16 protein-coding genes and 2 pseudogenes are annotated in these 20,086 nt (G+C 36.4%); 5 read left to right on the top strand and 13 right to left on the bottom strand.

Annotated features, from left to right (window positions below; genetic code table 11):
- Positions 1–383, bottom strand: a 383-nt coding sequence (locus DT250_RS30830) for an IS6 family transposase (RefSeq protein WP_149214342.1), incomplete at its 3' end; no start/stop codon positions are given.
- Between the two features lie 398 nt (positions 384–781).
- On the opposite strand from DT250_RS30830, the gene DT250_RS30825 reads away from it, so the two are divergent.
- The 3 genes from DT250_RS30825 to DT250_RS30815 all read left to right on the top strand — a co-directional run bounded on the left by DT250_RS30825 (position 782) and on the right by DT250_RS30815 (position 3,205).
- The gene (locus DT250_RS30825) at positions 782–1,264 is read left to right on the top strand and encodes a thioredoxin family protein (protein WP_149214341.1); all 483 of its coding nucleotides are present in this window, start codon (positions 782–784) and stop codon (positions 1,262–1,264) included.
- 41 nt (positions 1,265–1,305) lie between these two features.
- Positions 1,306–2,451 carry a DUF418 domain-containing protein gene (locus DT250_RS30820; RefSeq protein ID WP_149214340.1) on the top strand — a complete coding sequence of 382 codons (1,146 nt, stop codon included), beginning with the start codon at positions 1,306–1,308 and terminating at the stop codon, positions 2,449–2,451.
- A gap of 229 nt (positions 2,452–2,680) precedes the next feature.
- A complete protein-coding gene (locus tag DT250_RS30815; RefSeq protein ID WP_149214339.1) occupies positions 2,681–3,205 on the top strand; it encodes a GNAT family N-acetyltransferase in 525 nt (174 codons plus the stop codon).
- A 189-nt stretch (positions 3,206–3,394) separates the two neighbouring features.
- Here DT250_RS30815 and DT250_RS32775 read toward each other — a convergent pair.
- Positions 3,395–3,607 (bottom strand): annotated as a pseudogene (locus DT250_RS32775) (Tn3 family transposase); the annotation flags it as partial.
- The gene (locus DT250_RS30805) at positions 3,564–4,001 is read right to left on the bottom strand and encodes a MerR family transcriptional regulator (protein ID WP_149214338.1); all 438 of its coding nucleotides are present in this window, start codon (positions 3,999–4,001) and stop codon (positions 3,564–3,566) included. The gene DT250_RS30805 and the pseudogene DT250_RS32775, both read right to left, overlap by 44 nt.
- A 13-nt stretch (positions 4,002–4,014) precedes the next feature.
- Between DT250_RS30805 and DT250_RS30800 the strand changes: the two are divergent.
- Both DT250_RS30800 and DT250_RS30795 read left to right on the top strand, forming a co-directional pair.
- Positions 4,015–4,572: pseudogene (locus tag DT250_RS30800) on the top strand (IS4 family transposase); the annotation flags it as partial.
- A gap of 233 nt (positions 4,573–4,805) precedes the next feature.
- Positions 4,806–5,234, top strand: a complete 429-nt coding sequence (locus tag DT250_RS30795; protein WP_149214337.1) for a hypothetical protein — start codon at positions 4,806–4,808, stop codon at positions 5,232–5,234.
- 763 nt (positions 5,235–5,997) lie between these two features.
- Here the strand turns inward: DT250_RS30795 and DT250_RS30790 are convergent.
- The 10 genes from DT250_RS30790 to DT250_RS30745 all read right to left on the bottom strand — a co-directional run bounded on the left by DT250_RS30790 (position 5,998) and on the right by DT250_RS30745 (position 19,372).
- Positions 5,998–6,681 (bottom strand): CPBP family intramembrane glutamic endopeptidase, encoded by a 684-nt coding sequence (locus DT250_RS30790; protein WP_149214336.1) that lies wholly within the window; start codon positions 6,679–6,681, stop codon positions 5,998–6,000.
- Positions 6,682–7,832: 1,151 nt separating this feature from the next.
- Positions 7,833–8,138 (bottom strand): DUF2325 domain-containing protein, encoded by a 306-nt coding sequence (locus tag DT250_RS30785; protein ID WP_149214335.1) that lies wholly within the window; start codon positions 8,136–8,138, stop codon positions 7,833–7,835.
- Complete coding sequence (locus DT250_RS30780; protein ID WP_149214334.1) at positions 8,129–8,512, bottom strand: hypothetical protein; 384 nt, start codon at positions 8,510–8,512, stop codon at positions 8,129–8,131. The genes DT250_RS30785 and DT250_RS30780 overlap by 10 nt, the downstream gene beginning before the upstream one ends.
- Before the next feature lie 157 nt (positions 8,513–8,669).
- On the bottom strand, positions 8,670–9,245 hold the full coding sequence (locus DT250_RS30775) for a hypothetical protein (RefSeq protein ID WP_033699716.1): 576 nt from the start codon (positions 9,243–9,245) through the stop codon (positions 8,670–8,672).
- 16 nt (positions 9,246–9,261) lie between these two features.
- Positions 9,262–11,475 carry a lysozyme family protein gene (locus DT250_RS30770; protein ID WP_149214333.1) on the bottom strand — a complete coding sequence of 738 codons (2,214 nt, stop codon included), beginning with the start codon at positions 11,473–11,475 and terminating at the stop codon, positions 9,262–9,264.
- Positions 11,472–15,488 (bottom strand): type IV secretion system protein, encoded by a 4,017-nt coding sequence (locus DT250_RS30765; protein ID WP_149214332.1) that lies wholly within the window; start codon positions 15,486–15,488, stop codon positions 11,472–11,474. The genes DT250_RS30770 and DT250_RS30765 overlap by 4 nt, the downstream gene beginning before the upstream one ends.
- A gap of 30 nt (positions 15,489–15,518) precedes the next feature.
- Positions 15,519–17,555, bottom strand: coding sequence for a VirB4 family type IV secretion system protein (locus tag DT250_RS30760; protein ID WP_472926194.1), 2,037 nt, complete (start codon positions 17,553–17,555; stop codon positions 15,519–15,521).
- A gap of 65 nt (positions 17,556–17,620) precedes the next feature.
- Positions 17,621–18,535 (bottom strand): hypothetical protein, encoded by a 915-nt coding sequence (locus DT250_RS30755; protein WP_046956612.1) that lies wholly within the window; start codon positions 18,533–18,535, stop codon positions 17,621–17,623.
- On the bottom strand, positions 18,536–18,886 hold the full coding sequence (locus DT250_RS30750; protein WP_046956611.1) for a PrgI family protein: 351 nt from the start codon (positions 18,884–18,886) through the stop codon (positions 18,536–18,538).
- Between the two features lie 66 nt (positions 18,887–18,952).
- Positions 18,953–19,372 (bottom strand): hypothetical protein, encoded by a 420-nt coding sequence (locus DT250_RS30745; RefSeq protein ID WP_149214330.1) that lies wholly within the window; start codon positions 19,370–19,372, stop codon positions 18,953–18,955.
- Positions 19,373–20,086 lie beyond the last annotated feature (714 nt).

The following is a 20,086-nucleotide window of genomic DNA, read 5'->3' as shown; positions in this document are numbered from 1 at the left end:
GTTGGTTCTCCAAAAGCTTTCACTAACCTTTTCATAAACATATAGGCGGCTTGATGATCCCTTGTTTTACGAAGTTGGATACCCAAGGTGTACCCTTCTCGATCAATCGAACGATAAAGATAACACCACTCTCCTTTGACTTTGATGTAGGTCTCATCTAAATGCCATACGAAATGTGCTGATTTATTTTTCTTATTCCAAATTTGATAAATCAAATCTCCATATTCATGAACCCAACGCATGATGGTTGTAGGATGCACCGATATTCCACGCTCTTTCAAGATTTCAGATACATCACGATAGCTTAAAGAAAAACGACAGTAGTAGCCAACGGCTACCAAAATAATATCTTTTTTGAATTGTTTCCCTTTAAAATATCCCATGTATCATGCTCCTCGAATCATTTTTCTCACATTTTAATTTCGTTTAGAAAACTTTGCAACAGAACCTTTTAGCTTTTAATATGATGGGTATGTAGAAGAACCCCTTAAATAAAGGAGGATATTGTCCCTAAAAGTTAAATGCAACACAGATAATCCACTTGTTGTTTTGAGTATTGATTTTTTATATTTAATCCGGTACATGAAATTATATAAAACAGGCTATTCTTTTACTCACTTTTATAATTGTTATAGTACTCTATACGAATTATATGTTATGATATGTATAGAAAAATTTTTCTATTTTTTATACTCTATTGTACGTAGCGTGAAGGACAAACCTTACGCCCTGTTAACTCGGGCGAGGTTTGTCCTTTTTTTACTTTAAGGAGGAATTTACTATGAAAAAAATCTACAAAATCGGAGCAGTTATAACAACTTTATGTGTTATTGGTATCACGATCTTTACTTTAACTAAAAATGAATCTGTTAATCCAGAGACTGTAACACAAAATCAAACCTTGGTATCAGCTGCAGAAACAAAAGGATCGCCCCAAAATATAAAAGATATTTCAAAAGAAGAATTAAAGCAAAAAATACAATCCCATGAAGAGTTTATTGCGTATTACTACCAACCTACCTGTCATTATTGTAAAAAGGCTGCACCAGATATCAATAGCATGTCAAAAAAGCATGATAGAACCATCTATCGTATTGATATCTCTACACCAGAAAATCAAAGTGCCTTTCAAGATTTCGATATTCCAGGTACTCCAGTTGTTGTAGCTTATAACAGAGGTGAAGAAGTTGAGCGTCTAGAAGGAGCAGTGTCAGCTGCTACCTATGATGGATTCTTTGCAAGACGTAATTCGAGCGCTAGCTAATATAGTGCTCGTTTTTCTATTATTAAGAAAGGAGAATTAACATGCAACAAAATGCTCGTATTCATTCGTTAGACATATTAAGAGGAATCGCCATACTATGTATCCTTTTTGTGAATCTACCCACTATGACGGGGTTAGATTCCTTTAATCAGGCAGGTTACTCCGGCACAGATAAAGCCATTCGTTTTTTAGTAGATTTGTTTATACAAGCAAAGTTCTACACTATTTTCGCATTCTTATTTGGCGTAGGGTTTTATATCTTTATGAAAAATACAGAAGCAAAAGGATACCCCATGTATAAGTTGTTTATTCGCAGACTGTGTATTTTATTAGCCTTCGGTTTACTTCACTTCACCTTTCTATGGTATGGAGATATTCTACATGCGTATGCTATAGCAGGATTTATTCTATTGTTCTTTTATAAGCGATCTACTAAGCTTATTTTTATAGCTGGTTGTAGTTTCCTAACGGTTAGTTATGTATTACATATTATTGTTTTTTTACGAGCAAGTTCTTCTATTCCTGAAGTGCCAACTTATTATCAATATATGTTTACAGGAAACACTACCAACCACACGGTAAATCTATTTACACATTATTTATATCAAGTAAAAGCACGTTTGTTTTTTCTGATGATAGAGGAACCCCAACAACTACTAATAGGAATTCCAGAATATATAGGCTTATTTTTAATAGGTTTATGGGCTGGTAAGAAAGATATTTTTAAAAGGGTACCGGAATTAATAAAGGAAATTAGATTTGTACAGTGGGGTTCGTTATGCATTTCATGTCTTCTCTCTTGTCCTATGATCTACTACTTTATAAAAACGGATGTCTATTACTCTCAGGATATACAAATATGGATTTTATTTGGAGGAAAAACGCTAGCTATATTCTACATTTGCACTCTACTTAGAGCTTGTGAGATTAAAAAATATATAGAATGTCTGCAACCTTTTATGAACATTGGTAAGTATGCTTTAACGAATTACATTACCCAAAGCATACTTACGCTTTTCATCCTTTCGTGGTGCTTTAAAGATGTCTCACACATATATTACTGGCAACTATGTATCTTTGGGTTTTTAATTATTTTTGTACAAATTATATTCAGCAAGATTTGGAGTAAATATTTCCGTTATGGTCCTATTGAGTGGATATGGAGAAAAGGAATTTACAATAAATAACCTATTTTTCACCAGTTTCTTACTATTAACTGAAAAAAATGATAAAATATCATATGAAAGATTAAAGATATATTTGTGGTTGTAAAATGATGTTATTAAAATTAAAGTAGATCAAGTCAGAGGAAGGCACCTTTTGGTGCCTTCCTCTGACTTGATTCTATATTTCTCATAACATCATTTTAATATAATATAAGGTAATAATAATTTATTTATAAAGATAGGTGATAACATGTTTAGTATTAACAATAACCCTCGAAATAGTAAAATACAAAAAGTTAAATTACAAGTACCTGGTGATGTAAAATATGAACTTCACTCTACTTATAACTTGTTATTAAAGGAGGGATATCAGGTTTTATCTGTACTCAATATTAAAAATGGTGGTATTATTGTGTACCGTCATTTATATGAAGATACCAATTTATACGAAGAAAACTCGATTGTGTTAAAAATTCGATTGATTACAAATAAAGGAACCGTTTTCCCCGAACCATATCTGTACGCACATTATATATCGGCAAGAACCACTATAGACCTTGCTGATATATTTATTGAAGAACCGATACGTAACTTGGGATTGGGAAGCATATTAATGAAACATTTACTACAAATAGCAGTAGACTCACAGGTAGACAAAGTAACCGGTCTTATGGTTAGTGATGATAGTCAACATAAAGCCAAACAAATTAATTTTTACACGAAACATGGATTCGAGATATCTGGTAATCGTCTTTTATGGAAGCAAAGCACATAAAAATCAAAAATATTAAATTTACAAAAAGAGGATGCTATACCTTTTATTGAGTATAGTATGGGGTAGCACCACACATCCATCAACTTAAGGATTTTATAATACCCTTAAACACAAAAAACGTTATCCTTTCTAAATAAGCTAGATTAGAAAGGATAATGCCTTTTTTGCTTTATGGATAGCGATGTAGCGAGCCCCTATTACTACGGTTAAATCCACGACGTTTTGAAAAATAACTGCGTTTGCAACCAGGTCTTCATATTTAATGGACTTTTCCTGTTGCTCAGGATTGTTGTCGGCAATAATGCCATCTCCACCAAAGTCTCCTGCACTTTCTCTCTTATGATGTTTCGAGCTTATTTTACGAAAGCCGGTGCTTTCTCGTTTTGGCCGATACGGAAAAATAACTCATCTCAACAGGTGAGACGAGCTTTGATTTCGGTTCCCCCCTCAGTTTCTCCGACACACCATCTGAGCAGTCTTGGCTATATCTTCCCTCCTCTAGCTTCATGTCAATAAAATCGACGACCTGCTGCAGCGAGGAAGTTTGGTTGATGATATTTTCTCGGTGGCTCTTTAAGAGCTCCACCAGCTCGGGGTATTCCGCGGGATCGGTGCCGGCGGTGACCGCCAAAAACGGCCGTATTTCCTCCAGCGGCATTCCTGTTTTTTTCATACAGGATATCAGCCGAATCGTATTGATGTCCTCCTGCCGATAAATACGGTGCCCGTTGTCCTTCCAATCCGCCCGTGGCAACAGCGCGATCTTTTCGTAATAACGGATCGTATCCTTTGAAATTCCTGTTTGCTCGTTAGAAGACCTTCAATATATACAAGATCAAGAGGCCTACTATATTTCTCGTATCAAGTCGAATACACGTATTTATCAAAAAAATCCTAACCCTGATTATTTTCAAGATGGAAGAATTAAGAAAGGTACAGAGCATATACAGATAGATATGGAGACGGTAATGAACTCCCTTCAACCAGGAAAAACATGTGAAATAGCTGATGCTTATGTAGGAATGATTGATAAAGTGCCAGCTCGTGTAATTGTCCATCGATTAACAAAACAACAGCAACAAAAACGATTACACGATCAAACTGTAAGAGAAAAAAAGAAAGGAATGAAATATTCTGCTCGCAGTAAACGGCTTAGTGGTATCAATGTATATATGACAAATACTCCTATAGATATTGTCCCAATGGGACAAGTACATGATTGGTATTCTTTACGTTGGCAAATCGAGATTTTATTTAAAACGTGGAAATCATTCTTTCATATTCATCATTGTAAAAAGATAAAACGAGAACGATTGGAATGCCATTTGTATGGACGACTAATTGCCATCCTACTCTGTTCTTCTACCCGAAGATTCTATCTCTTTATAATTTTCTGTGGGAATTCAATTCATTTTTTCTTTCGAATGTAAATTTAATAATATCAAGTGGTTTATTCCCTCCCATATAATTATATAAAATACTCTTTTTATTTTTTGAATATTTAAATATCTTTTTATCAAACTTATTGAACTAACAATATCTGTAAAATATGTTAAGGTTGGTGTGTATAAAGAAAACATTATTAAGGGGGATTTTTATCATGAAGAAAACATTAGCTATTTCTGTAATTACTTTAGCTTTAACAGGTATGGGGGCAAGCCCATCATTTGCAAGTAGCAAAAGTGTAAGCGTTACACAAGATAACATTTTACAAAGTAAAGCAGCAATATTTGCTTCAGATGGTAAAATAATTGGTGATTATTTCAAATTAGAAAATGGCGAAGTGACAAAAAAACTTAAGCATAAGAAAGATGCAAATATGAGGGTTAGCATCACAAATAACTCTAATGGTGGTGTGCATTGGTTTCTAAAAAATCCGAATGGAACAGTGTATAAAGAAGGAGATCTAGCGAAGGGTGCAACATATAATAACACATTTAAACTTAAAAAAGGCAATTATCAACTCAGAGTTGTTAGCGATACTAATGGAACTGGAACAATTTATATTGGCGCTCGCACTATGGAATAGTATAAATAATAAGGGAACCTAGATTCATTTTCACTTAAAATATTTATTAGGAGATGAGAAAATGCTAAAAAAATCATTGTCGGTACCCTAGCTTTAGGATTAACATCCGGAATTGGCGGTGAGTATGCATCTGCTGACACTTTCGATAACAGTATCGCAGCTAGCTCAACTAAACTATTACTAGCTAAAAAGGAAAGAGATATACCGTTAAATGTTCATAAGACATTTACAGAAGGAAGCGGCAGACTCGATTTCGAATATTATGGAAGCAGGAAAGGTGAAGCGACAATTTACATTAAAAATGAAGGAAATTTCCCTTTCACATTTGAACTAGACTCTCCAAAAGGTAACACAATTATTAGTGACTTCGAATTAAAACCAGGAAAAAGCGTTGAACTTCCTCTTACCTTATCTAGCTGGGAAGGTGGATGGTTCGATTTATACTTTAACGGAAAGAGTGGTAATGAAGTCAAAGTTCATGCTAAAGTAAGAACATATTAACTATTAACTGTTAAATGCATCTCCGAATTTAATAAATTAAGGGATATAGAATTTCACAGATTATTCTTTCACCCATCCCTTTTCTTAATTTAGATGCTAATCCCACTTTCCAAATCGCTAAAAGCATCCACCATAATCTCCCGACTACTAATCCACTGCACTCCGATTTCCTCCATAATCATCTCGAACTGATTGTACATATCACCGATAGCTCCAACGTTATCTAACACTTAAAACCTCGTAAATCATTCCATCTTTTTCATTATAGAACATGTAACATTACAACAATTAAGTTCATACTAGCATGAACAACAAGTGATACTAGTAACCTATTAGTACGCACATATACTACGGCAAACACAAGTCCAATTAAAAAATATCCAAATATAAACGGAAAGTCAAAATGCATAATAGAAAAGAACAATGAACTTATTAATATACTCCAAGTTTGTGTAAACCTTCGCGTTAAAATATTTATGGCCGCATAACGAAAAACAAACTCTTCTACTAAAGGTGCAAGAAGAACAATTGAAATAAGTGCCACAGGAGATATTACTGCAGCAGCGACTGTACTAGACGTATTTGCTGATTGCGTAGTTAGCTGGAATACACTCTTATCTAAAAGACTGCCAACCATCTGCCCAAGAAATACTAATATGATCCCAACTAAAATCCATACAAATGAGCTTCTTGATAATTTAATCGAGAACTTTGTATCTTTCATTAACTCTTTTCTATATATAAGAAAAAAGATAATCAACGTAAGTGAAAACCCAATTAGTTCCCAATGCACGAGAAGTTGTTGGATTGCTTGCTGTTGGTTTCCCTGAATATCATACCAGCCCGTCTTTGCTAGCAATTGTAAACCTATAATCCCAACAAATTGAGTCATTACAAAATATATAAGTATGATATAACCTGATTTATGTATATTACTATTATTCATGTTTATGTATTTACCCTTCACTTTTTTATTTAATTAACGATTTTGTATTAAATCCGCACAACCCTGAGAGCCTTACATACGATAGCATGTGGTATTCTTTTTCAATTTTAGTTTTAGTCAGAGAGTGCCTTGGAAAGCGCTCTTTAGTTTTCAAGTGAAAATTCTGGTCAAATGATTTACATTCTTAGAAAAAGTCATATATATTATCCTGTACTCTTTTACAGTAAGAGTGTTGGTCCTAAGAGCACTGTCAAAAGTGCTCTTTTAATTTATTGCAATGTATCACGTTTTACATACAATAGACATACAATGCAATGAGCACGCAAGACATAGTTTCTATATAATCTTATACATTTTTTGTACGCGATTTTTTTATTAAATAAGGCTTCTATTTAACTTTTATTCATTTTTATGTTTGCTTTGAATCCATTACTATTAAGCCAAAGAATACACAGGTTTCTCTAGACCAGTTTCCTTGTATTCCTTGAACTCCTTGTACACAGAACCTGTTATAGCTAACAGGTTCTTTAATTTTTGTCATTATACAATAACTATTTTGTTATATTCCTTGCACTTTTAAATGAGACAAGCATATGTTGTAGTATAGTGTTTCATCACTTATATACACTTCCTTTTTTCAAGAGTACATATTTGATATGTGCTCTTTTTTCATTCCCCTTTACGAATAATCTTTTTTACCTTACACATACTAACTACAAGTCAACTTCCCCTGACTACACTCTTTCAAAACGGAGCTTGTTCCTCCGGATTGTCTAGGCACTTGGCAGGTAACTTATTCAATTACCTGCCATTTTCTATTCAAATAACGCTTTGGTTCATTTAAAACTAATTAACTATTATTTGAAAAATCGGAAACAATTATCTGATGTTTTTTCTGAATACTCGTGATATTATTTTGTTGCTGGTGTTCATCAACCCGAGCATTCAGTAACACCATCCACAGACTCTACTCTCATCTTCCCTTTTGAGAGTAGAGTTCCTATTTATAGGACTACCCTCGATACTCTCTGTATATTTGTACAAAATTCAAATTTTAGTAAGTTAAGTAATTACTAAGTTCGATACAAAAATTATATATAATGCTTTAATGATTTAATGTCCAAACAGTTATCTCAGACTACCTACTAAAATCAAGCCGCTTGCAGATGCTTTAAACCCATTTCTAATGCACCGGTTCCACCAAATCCCTGATTAAATAATAGTGGGATATCATACTTCTTCGCGTACTCTTTTGCTACATCAATAGATACATGGCCACATGCACCTTTTTGAATAACAATAACATCGCATTTTTTTATAACACTTCGAAAGGTTTTCTTTACGCCTCCGTGATTTTTCCCATCATGGAAAATAACCTGGCAGTCTCTTTTTTTGGCCAACTTCTCTAACGTTCTTCCGTTTGATCCACCTAAAACTAGAATTGTACTCATTCCCATTCACTCTCCTTATCTTTCTTCTTTATGTATGTACTTGGTGATGTTAATAACACAAGTGTACAAGCTACAATATTCATTAACACGAAACAAATTCCTAATAATATAACGAAAATCGGTGACAACAAGATGAGAATAAAACCACTTACTACCAAACAGATGAAAATGAAGCCATTGCTCATGTCTTCGTAACCATCTAGCCCTCGTACAATATTCAAACTATGCATCCATGTTGTGATGCTATCCCAATTTTCTATTAACAGATAGCCACCACCCAACAAAAAAGCCCATCCAAGCAACGTTCCTAACAATCCGGAATTTCGTCCTATATAATACCCCGAAACAAAATTCGCAGCTGTTCCAATTAACATTCTCATTTGTATTCCTCCATATTCATTTTAGCGCTATATACAAATTTCATTTAACCATGGTTTTATCACATCAGAAAATTATGAATACTCAAAAATAAATTTAGGTACTCTTTATTCTTTATAAAAAGGTTGTGTTTTTTCTTCCACAACCCTCATTTTCTTCTTAATCTACAGGTACTTCTTCTTGTCCATGTGGAATTTGTGCAATTGGTGTTACAATTTGTGCATATTTGTTTACCTGCACTTTAAATTGTCGTGGTTCCAAAAAGTTTACCTGTTGAATTAAAACTTCAATATGAAACGTATCTACTTTTTTCCCACGGTCAATTTTGGTAATTCGCGCATTGTAAAACTGATCCCCATTTAGGAAATATCGTTGTACAGCTTCTGTAGCCAGCATACGTTCATTACTTGTCATTTTCATTGGTTCAATACCAAATCCAGCCTTTGTAAACAAGTACGGTACATCATAACTACTATTAGAAATTTTTCGTAGTAAATCCTCTACAGTTTTTGTCTTTGCGATATATTCCTCTTCTTTTGTATCAAATCCCTTTGGCTTATCTCCAAGCATCTCGATTTCATCTTGATTTACTTGCTCTTCCTCTTGTACTTGAGATTTCATCATGTAACGATGAATAGTATTATAGGTAGCAACGCCTACTACTAACACTATAATTCCCAATATAACTAAGTACTTACGAGGCAGATTCGCTAACACATTCATGACTTTCTTCATTTCTTCACATCCCAAATCAGTCTATAACATTACGGATTTGCGACATATGTTGTCCTCTTGCCGTATAGTTTAGACCTGTAATTTGTACACCCTTATTATCACCAATATGAATCATTTTCTGATTCCCTAAATAAATAGATACATGGTTAGGATTTTCATAGAAAATTAAATCTCCTGGTTGTGCACGACCGATATCTGGCACCTGTTTTCCTTGTCCAATTTGAGCACCTGTCCAATCTCCAAGCTGGACACCTATACTCGTTTTAAACACATATTGTGTGAATCCAGAACAATCTGCACTACCTGCAGCTGGATTTCTAGCACCGGATACATAGCTTACTTTCCCTTGTCCAACCCATTTTTTTGCTTCTTCCAATACCTTTTGTCGTTTAGCATTTGCCATTGTAGGAGAACCACCAGATGATAGACCTGGATCATCATTTTTCTTAAAGAATTTCATTGGATCCGTTGGTTGGTCGTTAATACGAATTTGGAAATCTAAATGAACAGCGTATCCACTCATATTAAGGAAACCAGTATCTTTATCGTAGTTAGAACCGCCCATCTCCCCAATTATTTGTCCTTTTGTCACCATAGTTCCAGGTGCAACTGATATTTTACTTAAATGTAAGTAACGAGATACAATACCATTTCCATGGTCTACATAGACACCTAGACCACCACCATTTACATTTCCTGTTTGGTTTGTTATAATACCCGCTTCCATCGACCATACGGGGTCCCCAGCTTTTCCGGCGGTCATGGCCCCAATATCTACAGCATTATGTTGTTTTCCACCACGAACTGCATCAAACGTATCTGTAATACGACCTGATTTCGTTGGCCATTTCCAACCTTTATCAGAAATCCATTCTCCAGATACATCCGCCACACACCCTAAATCTTTGTAATATTTCAAAACTTTGGAAACGTACGTATAATCCCCATAGCACGCATTAACCTTTGTCCTGAAATTATTCGGATTGGAGCAACCTGCTGGGTTTAAATGATTCTTACTTCTCGAGAACTCAATGGCTGTTTCCTCTGAATAGCCACCCTTTGCTAATGCATAGCTAATGAATCCTGATCCAAAATTATAAGATTGTAAGGCTAGGGCTATATCTCCATTCGCCTTTGCTAACACATCTTTAAATTCTTGTACGCCTGCTTCAATAGAAATGTTGGGATCTTTAATACATCCTACACGTGCATTCCCCTTGACACCTATACAAGATGGGCTCATGTCTCCATAATGCCCCTCTGAAGCCTGCATCGGGTCATTTCCTGCTCCACCTGATTCCTGCATCATTTGGGCAGCCAAAATACCAACATATTGAGCAACACCATGTTTTTCTGCCATTTCTTTAATTTTAGGAAGGTATCCTGTAACTTTTGCATTAAGGTTAACAGGCTCTCCGCCAGGACTCACATTACCTACACACATACCACCAATAAATCCACCAGTAGTAGGAGCAAGATGTCCATACATTCCTTCTAACATCCCGGCTTCTAATATCTCACGAGCACGCTCTTTTTGACTTTCACTAAACTTTGCGAGTTCCATGGCTTTCTCAAGCCCATGAGAAGATGTTGTCACTTTTTTACTTCCACTCGCATTAATCTCATCTATTTTTTTCTTAAAATCTGTATCTCCTAGTATCTTTTTTACATCTGGTCCAGAGTAACTTTCAGATTTGGTTTTTTGCATCTCTTTTTTCTTTTTTTCACAAGGACCATTTGGTCCCGCCTCACATACCTCTTTTTCCGTATATTCTTCATATTGGATGTCCAAAAAATATGAAATCGCATCATGGGGATCTTTACCGGTGAGATCATTATCATATCGCGCCATATCAAAGGCGACAACCTCTTTCCAATCCACATTCAGAGCCATTGAGACTTCCATATATTTTTTAACTTGTTCCTCTGTTTTCGTATCATCATCGGTAAAAGGTACCAAAGAGACTAAGATCACACACACAGCAATAATTACTCCCATTACCAAAGCGGCAGGTACTCCAACCGCTGCTACAACAGCACCCACAATTTTTAGTATACCTGCTTTTAGCATTTTGGCAGCAGCTTTCGCTGCTGCCCTCCCTGCTTTTCCTGCCAATTTTGCCATCTTCCCGCGAGCTAGCATCCCTTTCTTCTTAATAAAGTGAGAAGCTACATCTTTTAAGGGATTACTTTTTTTCGGTTGATTTGGATCGTTTGGGTTCTGACTCATAGACTTGTCACACCATACTTTCCATGCTCATGATTTCGTCTTTTTCGCTGTGCTAAACGTGGGTTTGGCGCAAATGGAATCAGATTTTGCGGATCATGTTCTGATAGATTTAGATGTGTCTCTGCACGTACGGTTTCGTCTTGTGTGTGTGTAACCAAGATTTCTTCTCTAGGTTTAATGCTACTATCTTTTACTTCACAATTTCTTTCAATTCTTTGGTTTGTTTGTAAACGTGTATCTCCTTTTCCGAATGGTGAAATACGTGAAACCGTACCATCTGTTGTGGTAGCTACCATATAGCTACGATCTCTTTCTACGACCATTTGTACATTCTTATATCCACCCTGATCCAAATCGGACATGTAGAAATTCCCATTGTCTACTTTATGATTCACAGTTAGTGGCGGTTCACTAAATGCTGGTTTCTGTTGTAATGGTCTTGGATTTTGATTTCCTACCAATTGATTTGGATTTACATTAATGGAACGATTAATGCTGATTTTTCCACCACTTGAATCTTGGATATACGCTGGTGAAGCTTTCATACCATTTCGGTACTGTGTCAACTGCCCATCTGCAATATTCAAATCTTGGTATACCATTTGTCCGGAACGAATGCTACTATCTCCACTACCATAACGAGATACAACTTGTGTCATCCCACTGGAATCTTTTGCTTCAATCCATGATTTGTTATTCGTCGTAACTAAACGTACAGCCCCTTTAGCAACAGATTGCGTTCCTGTATGGTCTGTGGTTGTTGGTACCATTCTCTGAATCTCTTGAATTTCTTTTGCTTCTGTTTGAACAGCTTTGTTATAAGGATTATGTTTACTTACCATACGTGCAGTCGCTTGATAAGCACCTGCACCTCCAATTAAACCAGCTGCATAACTGAACCCTTTTGTTACATTGTATTGGCGTTCTGCTGCATTTCCACCTAATGATGTATTGACAGCAGCATTGGTCCCACTTATCACTCGTTGTACTGCATTCCCTCCGGATTGTTGTACAGCACTCGCGGCACTAAAGTATGCATTTGATACTGTATCAATACGATCCGCAAGCATAAAGTGTTTTGCACCTTCCATTACACTCATGCCAAGTTTTGTACTTTGCTGTGTCATACGTCCCACTGCTGAAGTTGGGATAGACATTTTACCAGCGCTTTGTGCAATATTCGCTACACTTGTTGATGCATCTGCATAAGAGCGTTCAATTTCTGCAACGGAAAGATCTCCTGCACGTGCAATACTCGCTTGCGTTTGTGTCGCAGCATATACGGCTTTATTAATTGCGCCACCTGTCGCAACGCCATGTGAACGAACACCTTGAATCGTACTAGTAATTCCAGAACCTACTTGTTGGCTCACCGTTCCAAGACTTGCATGGCTTTGTAATCCTTTCGTTAATTGCGAAGCAAAGGCATCTTTATTAATATACGATTGATTATGTAGACTCTTACCACTCGTATCTTTCGCCTGTGCGGGCATCGCTCCCGCTTGTACTGCCGCTTGTTGTGCGACTGCTTTAAATTCATTTCCTTTTTCATTCAGGTGCGACTGCCAAGCTTGCTCTTTTTGTGGTTGAGACATAGTTGGAGACAAGTTTTTCATAAAGCTTGCCTGTTGTTCTGCTGCATAGCCCTGTTTAAAAGATTCTGTAGAGGCTTGTACCAGGTTCCCAACATTACTTACTTGTTTCGCTTTCTGGCTTCCTGTTCCACTTGTCAAACCGTGCGTTTTCACACCGTTTACTGCCTTCTGAATGCCTGCTGCGCTAGATACGCCCATCGCATTTAAGTCAGGATTTTTTTGTAACTGTTGTGATAAATGAGAAGCGAAAGCTTCTTTATTCGCATAGTTTGTACCGTCTTTTTGCTGTACAATACCAGCTGATTCTGCCGCTTTTTGTGCATGATTTTTAAATCCTTGTACTTTTTGATCTAAATGCTTATTCCACGCTGCTTCTTTTTCTTGTTGCGGCATATCTGCAGGGAATTGTTTCATGAATCCAGCCTTATGGTCTGCACTATACGCTTTCTTAAATGCAGCAGTAGAAGCACCGACAAGAGCACCTACTTGTCCCATATTTTGATGGCCACTTTCTAACGTTTCTCCCTTTACACCCTCGACTGCTTTTCCGACTTTTCCTAATGCAAGTCGAGAAGCAAACGCATCTTTATTCACATAGGACTTATCAAACAGATTATTTCCTTGCTTATCTTTCGCATCAACTGGCATTGCTCCCGCTTTTGTTGCCGCCTGTTCTGCGTGGTTTCTAAATCCTTGTACTTTTGTGTTCAGATGGTCATTCCATTTTTTCTCTTTCTCTTCCGCTGACATATTTTCTGGAAGTTGGTTCATAAACGTATCTTTATGCTCTGCTTCATATCCTTTTTGGAATGCGTTAGTTGCTGCATTCACTAAATCTCTAGCGTTTCCATATGGAGTAGCGTTCTTCTTCATACCTTGTAAATCTTGTTTACGCTGATTTTTGAAATGAGACATTTGATCACTATTTGTTTTTGCTACTTTTTTGGCAATCTCTGCATCGGAAGCGCCAGGGAACGCTTGTTTTAATCGACTCGCAACTGCAGAATCCGGATTATCTGCTTTCCAATTTTCAAAATCTTTTGTAGCTAAATCCTGTGTGATATCTTCATCGGTTAGTTCCGGATAAGATTCGCCATTTAAATTTGAATACGTGTCCGCACCCTTCTTTACACTGGAACCAATATGTTTTCCTAAAGCTACAGCTCCTTCGCCGACTGCAGCAACACTTCTACCAGCCACTGCTCCAGGAGCAGCACCTAATGCACTTCCAACTTGCGAGCCTGCTACCATCGCTCCCGGACCCAAACCAGCTCCCCCTGCCATACCTGCAAGTCCTGTCGCTGCTTTACCCATTGAACTTCCAATTTGACCAGCTTTTAACATACGAGCTGCACGAGATGTTGTACCTACATCTGTCCCTAAATTCGCCCCTAATGCATCTTTCGGGTTATCCGCATCTTCTTTTGTCTTTTCTTTATCCCCTTTATCATCAGGTTTTGCTTTTGAATTACGGTAGTCATCACGAACACCTTTAACCAGTCCAGCCACACTCGCTAAAGCACCCATACCCATCATCGTACCTGCTCTATGAATACCAGCGGATGCATTGGTGCTAAGGCCAATAAAGCTTTTTACAATCTCACCAACTGGGATAAACATGGCAAGTAATACTAATTTTATAATAGGATTTTGTGCACCCCCAATAAGCGTAATGACTAACCATAAGGTAATTGCGTGAATCGCTTGGATTAATACTGCCCCCATAAACTCACGAATCCAATATAACGTCTGTTGTTTCTTTTGTGGGAACAACCACATTCCTACCATTACAGGGCCTAGTAACATTAATACGTACAGTGTCACCGCACGCATTAAATAATAAAAGTTTGCCCATATCATTAATCCAGCTTCAATAAATAGTCCGAATATGATAAACATATAATCGTTTTCATGACCTTTCATTGAGAGCTCTGTAATTGTCTTATAGTCAGACAGCCCCGACTTTAACAAAGGTATTTGTTGATCTGGGTTGAAATTCCCGTTATTTACTCCATTTATCGCCTCTTTAAATTCTGATGTAATCCAATTGTTTAGATTAAATACAAAATTATAAAAGAAATCTAAATGCCAGAGGCAAATCGAGATAATCATTAAATCTTTTGCATATTCAATTAATGCCGTCCGATTATTTGGATTTATAGCCGTTGCGGAATATTTTGCTGCTGTAACAACTACACTGACGAGGACACAAAAAGCAACAAATTTAAACATGACAGGCATACCGGTATCTAATACATTGGTAACCGCATTCTTTTCATATAAAAAATCTAGATTAGCATTATCTCCACCAAAGACTAGAACTGGAATAGTATCCATAAATCCATAAATAGGCGCTAGGAGGGTCTTTACCATATGGATAATAAGGCCACCCACCCAATCTATTATTTTCTCAAGCATAATTTCACCTTCCTTTTCAAAGGTACGTTATTATCCTGCGTACCCTTGTCCTTTCTTCATATTATTTAAAAGCTCTTGTAGTACCGCTTCATTCGATTCAATGAACATCATTTCTTTGTCTGATGGATCTGTTTGAATCCAAACCGAACTATCCCCTACACGGAAGATTCCTTCTCCTTTTCCTGGGTTGTTTAGGATAATATCTAATTCCCCAGCAGTTAAGTTAAAGTTCTCTTGGATTTTTTTCTTATCAATCTTATTTTGCTCTAAGAAGAAATAAGAGAAAGTAGATTGCAAGATACCACGCGCTTTCACATTTTCTAAAATACGAACAAAGTCCTGACTGGCCCAACACATACCTGCATTTCTTTTACGTGAACGACGTGCTACTTTTTCTAAGAAGTTAACCGTTTGTTCATAATCGATAAACTGCCACATCTCATCCACATACAGTACTTTTCGTTTGATAGCATGTTCTGGACTCTTAATCCAATGCTCCCAAATATAGTTCAAAATAACGTGGAAAGCGATTGGTTTTAAGAATCCTTCTTCTAAATGACTAATGTTGAAATTAACAACGCGTGATTCATTTAACTGTGTTTCCACACCACGACCAAAATGACTTTGTCCATCAAATAATGGTTTTGAACCATCGCGTAAAAATGGACGAATCGCGGCAATCAACTCTTCTGCTTTCACATCGTCTCCATGATGTTCTACTATGACATCATAGATTTCTTTTAACTCTGGCTCTGGCTTTCTCACTTGAGACTGAATTAATTGTCCATCCACCTTTTTCACTTCATCTGTATATAAAGAGGATGGATGTGAGGTAATACCATGTTTATCAAACACTTCACGAATCGCGTCTTCTAGCATTGTACGCTGGAATACATTTAATCCCGGTTGATCAAAGTCTTGCCCGCGAATAATAATGTCAAAGAATCCTAGTATTTCATTGATTTTCTCTAAAATCGGCACAAACCTTACATACTTCATGCCATCACGCTCTACGAGTTCTTTCTTATCATATTGTTCAAGTGCTTCTAGCTCTTCATCTTTATCCGTAATCTGAAGCTCCGTTACAGCAATTGCACAAGGGTTGATAATGATATTACTTTCAGGTGAAATGTTTAAATTAATACCACCTAAACGTTTTGTAATTTTTACGAATTCACCTTCTGGATCGATAATCATTGCATGCGTATCTGCAAGTGACGTTTCACGAGCAAGCTTCATTTTTAAAAGTAAACTTTTCCCGGAACCTGAGATCCCTGTTACACCAATGTTATAGTTTGGGGGACGATAATCTGCATTCCCGAATGAATTTAAAAATTCTACCTGCCCAGTAATCTTGTTCTTTCCTATCGGTATCCCACCATTAAACCTTCCGGAACCTGACACAAAAGGTGCAAATGTGCATAACGCACGTCTATCGATATTTCGATAGGTATCTTGCAGTGTATTTGGTGCCCCTAGCGGCATAACAGCTTTCAAACCACTCTTCACACGATTCCAAGTACTCGCTATCTTAAAGTGAGATGCTTGCATTTCATCTTCAATATACTCACATAAAACGTCCAATTCTTTCTTTGATTCGGCATACGCAATACCCATTGTACTTACCATATAGGAGTCGTTTTCATTGAACTGGATTTCATCCATTAAATTGTTCGTATCTTGAATTTTTGCGTCTAAGTCTTTCTCTTGGTCAATGTTTCCACGTGTACGTTGGAAAGAAAGATTCGAACGTAACATCGTCAGCTGCATATCTAATGATCGCATTGCTTTGGCTTTTGGTTCTTTATGAATATCGATCATGACATCTACTTCCCCAGCTGAAGTTAACATGTTGAGCCAATTGGTTTGCATCATACGCGGGTATCCATCACGTGGAATATAAAACGGACGGAAGAACGTATTACTTCCTAAAGATTGTTTAATTACCCCATAATCTTCTGCATCAATTTTCATTCCTTCTGGAGCAATAACATCAAACACTGTTGTTTGATTGTCTAATTGCGTCGGTACTTCCTCTTCTTCCAACTCTTCCTCCTCTAGCTCCAATTCATCCTTCTCTTCTGCTTCTATTTTTTTCTTTTCCTTTTTCTTTTTTCCGAATAACCTCATGTTTACGCCACCCCGTTATTTGATTTTTCTGCTTTTTCTTCCGCTAAAACTTTCTTCATTAGCTCTAGTTTTCTCTCATTCGTTTCACCTGTTGAATACAGCGAGAAATTCTCGTTTTCAATTAAATCCTGGAAACGTGCTTTTACGGCCTTTCGGCGGTTAAACGCTACATATAGTAATTCGATTAGCTTATCTTTCGTTAACATCTCTACGTTAATTTTTGCTTTGGATAGCAGATTTCGAGAAGCATTATAACGACGATATAATTCGTTAAATGCCTTATCCACAATCTTTTCTTCCAAATCTTCCTCTGTATCAGCCGTAATCGTACTAATATCAACCTTGTATGGATAAATTAAATAACGTTTTTGCTCATATCGAGGTTGCGAACGTTGCCAGTACTCTAAGTTATCGATAACTTCTTGACCATATAGTACTGTCTCTGGTGTAAGGTCTTTTGCCCCTTTCATTGTTTCTGTCATTTTTCGTACAGGATCTGTTAAATCTACGAATTTACTTTGGATGTATACTTTTGTATTAAACTCTAATGTTGTTAACCAAGATTCAATTTTGATATCAATTGCCTCTTGTTCCATATTTGATAGTAAGTAATAGTTAACTGGATGTGCTTCCGCAATTAAGATAAATGTGTCATCATGATAACGAATCATATGATTATCAATTTCCTTAACGTCTTCTACAAAAGCGCTAAAGAAATCAACATTATCCTCATCAATTTCGGATTCAGCAGACATATTCTTTTTATTTTTCTTTCCGTTTTTTTCAGCAGTGTTTTTCTCTACTCCACCTTGATTTTTCCCCTTTTTCTTAGACCCAAACAGCGGTTTTCCGTTCATTTTCCGATAAAAGAAAAATCCTACAATGGCTATCGCCGCAAAATATATCATTTCCAACATTTATAAATTCTCCTTTACCCATGTAGTTGGCTCGTACCCTTTTCTCCACTTCCCTTTTTCGGAACGGCTACGCATTTTGATAAGGAAATACTTATCTAGATACATGTGTTGTTTTTCTTTATAAATAAAAGCAAACGCTATTACACCTACTACCGTTGGTATTGCTAAAATTAAGCAAATAAAAAATGCTACTACCGCATCAAAAGGTGCAAATAGCCGCCAAAAGAATGGAACATATAAATAAAGGGATGCCCCGCCACCTAATAGATAAATCAATTGGCGTTTACTTAATACACCTAGCAACGTTTTTTGTTCCGAAGTCATGTCAACAGGAACAGTTACTTTTCTCATTTTGTTTCCTCCCTTGTATAAGAGAAGCTCTCCCCAAATAGAGGAGAGCTTGTACAAACTCTTATGTTAGATTGTTGCAACCCAAGCAGCGATGTCGTACGCTTTGATCATGACAAAGCCTCCAATTGCCGCACAAGCTAAACCAACCATAGCTTGTGTACGGTTTTCAGGGTTCTTCCCTTGCGCACCAGAAAGTTTAATAGCTGCGAATACAACACAAGCAACTACCCAAATACTACCAAAACCAATTAATGTTTTTACAAGGGTATTCATACTATTTTGGACAGTTGCAGCATCGCCTTTACCGCCATTACCACCAAGACCCTTCGTAAAACTACCTTTTGCCAGTAAGAAATCTCCTACTGATGTTGTCATAAGTTTTGCAGACAACCAATTCAACATAATTCCTGCACCTCCGGGTGTTTTTGCTCGCAAAACGCAAAAAGACCCCAATATACGCACACGTCCCCTAAGGACATGGCGCATATTGAGGTCTTCTCTTATATGCGAACTGATTAATTTTATATTTTATTGTAAAATCATATTACGTTTATATTATAGCGATACGATTTTAAAAATACAACCCCTTATTTACACCTAAAAATTATAATTGGATTTTTCGTGTTCCATTTTACTTCATTTCTTTTTATCCTCTTTATTTGGATCGTACTCTATCATTTGAATTTGAAAAATATCACTGTCCTTAAGACCCAAAACATTCATTTCTTCTTTCAATGAGCGCCATGGTTCTATTTTTATCGATTTTGTACTTTTGTCCTTTAGCTTATAAACACATATATAATATAATTTTTTATAATAACAATAAACTCTAACACCTTTTTATACCTATAAAATAATCCACTAAATAACTATATAAAAATTACATAATTACTAACTGTTTTTCGGAAAATTCCCACTTAATGAACATAGAAATATTGATTCCCCTAAAACAATGAGTCTAATGAAACAACGTCCTCTCTTTTTATTCTCTTACCTACTTATCTCTTATTTTTCAGAAATAGAAAAAAGTAACCTATCAGATTACAGCTCCTCATTAAATAATGAATAGCCTTTTACCTGATCGGTTACTTATACTTATATCAAAAAAAAGCTCTATAACATATTATTAAAATTATTAAGTCGTATTAACTTTTTATAACATTGAAGAAAACGTTAAAGTCTTGTCCACCCCTGTATACT

The organism is Bacillus sp. AR2-1 (assembly GCF_008368755.1).
Lineage (GTDB): Bacteria > Bacillota > Bacilli > Bacillales > Bacillaceae_G > Bacillus_A > Bacillus_A wiedmannii.
Note: the sequence above shows the minus strand (reverse complement) of the source record. Positions and strands in the feature narration are given on the sequence as shown.

Excerpts from the sequence above, each read along its gene's own strand:
- DT250_RS30825 (WP_149214341.1), top strand. The coding sequence starts at position 782 with ATGAAAAAAATCTACAAAATCGGAGCAGTTATAACAACTTTATGTGTT.
- DT250_RS30820 (WP_149214340.1), top strand. The coding sequence starts at position 1,306 with ATGCAACAAAATGCTCGTATTCATTCGTTAGACATATTAAGAGGAATC.
- DT250_RS30815 (WP_149214339.1), top strand. The coding sequence starts at position 2,681 with ATGTTTAGTATTAACAATAACCCTCGAAATAGTAAAATACAAAAAGTT.
- DT250_RS30795 (WP_149214337.1), top strand. The coding sequence starts at position 4,806 with ATGAAGAAAACATTAGCTATTTCTGTAATTACTTTAGCTTTAACAGGT.
- DT250_RS30790 (WP_149214336.1), bottom strand. The coding sequence starts at position 6,681 with ATGAATAATAGTAATATACATAAATCAGGTTATATCATACTTATATAT.
- DT250_RS30785 (WP_149214335.1), bottom strand. The coding sequence starts at position 8,138 with ATGGGAATGAGTACAATTCTAGTTTTAGGTGGATCAAACGGAAGAACG.
- DT250_RS30780 (WP_149214334.1), bottom strand. The coding sequence starts at position 8,512 with ATGAGAATGTTAATTGGAACAGCTGCGAATTTTGTTTCGGGGTATTAT.
- DT250_RS30775 (WP_033699716.1), bottom strand. The coding sequence starts at position 9,245 with ATGAAGAAAGTCATGAATGTGTTAGCGAATCTGCCTCGTAAGTACTTA.
- DT250_RS30770 (WP_149214333.1), bottom strand. The coding sequence starts at position 11,475 with ATGAGTCAGAACCCAAACGATCCAAATCAACCGAAAAAAAGTAATCCC.
- DT250_RS30765 (WP_149214332.1), bottom strand. The coding sequence starts at position 15,488 with ATGCTTGAGAAAATAATAGATTGGGTGGGTGGCCTTATTATCCATATG.
- DT250_RS30755 (WP_046956612.1), bottom strand. The coding sequence starts at position 18,535 with ATGTTGGAAATGATATATTTTGCGGCGATAGCCATTGTAGGATTTTTC.
- DT250_RS30750 (WP_046956611.1), bottom strand. The coding sequence starts at position 18,886 with ATGAGAAAAGTAACTGTTCCTGTTGACATGACTTCGGAACAAAAAACG.
- DT250_RS30745 (WP_149214330.1), bottom strand. The coding sequence starts at position 19,372 with ATGCGCCATGTCCTTAGGGGACGTGTGCGTATATTGGGGTCTTTTTGC.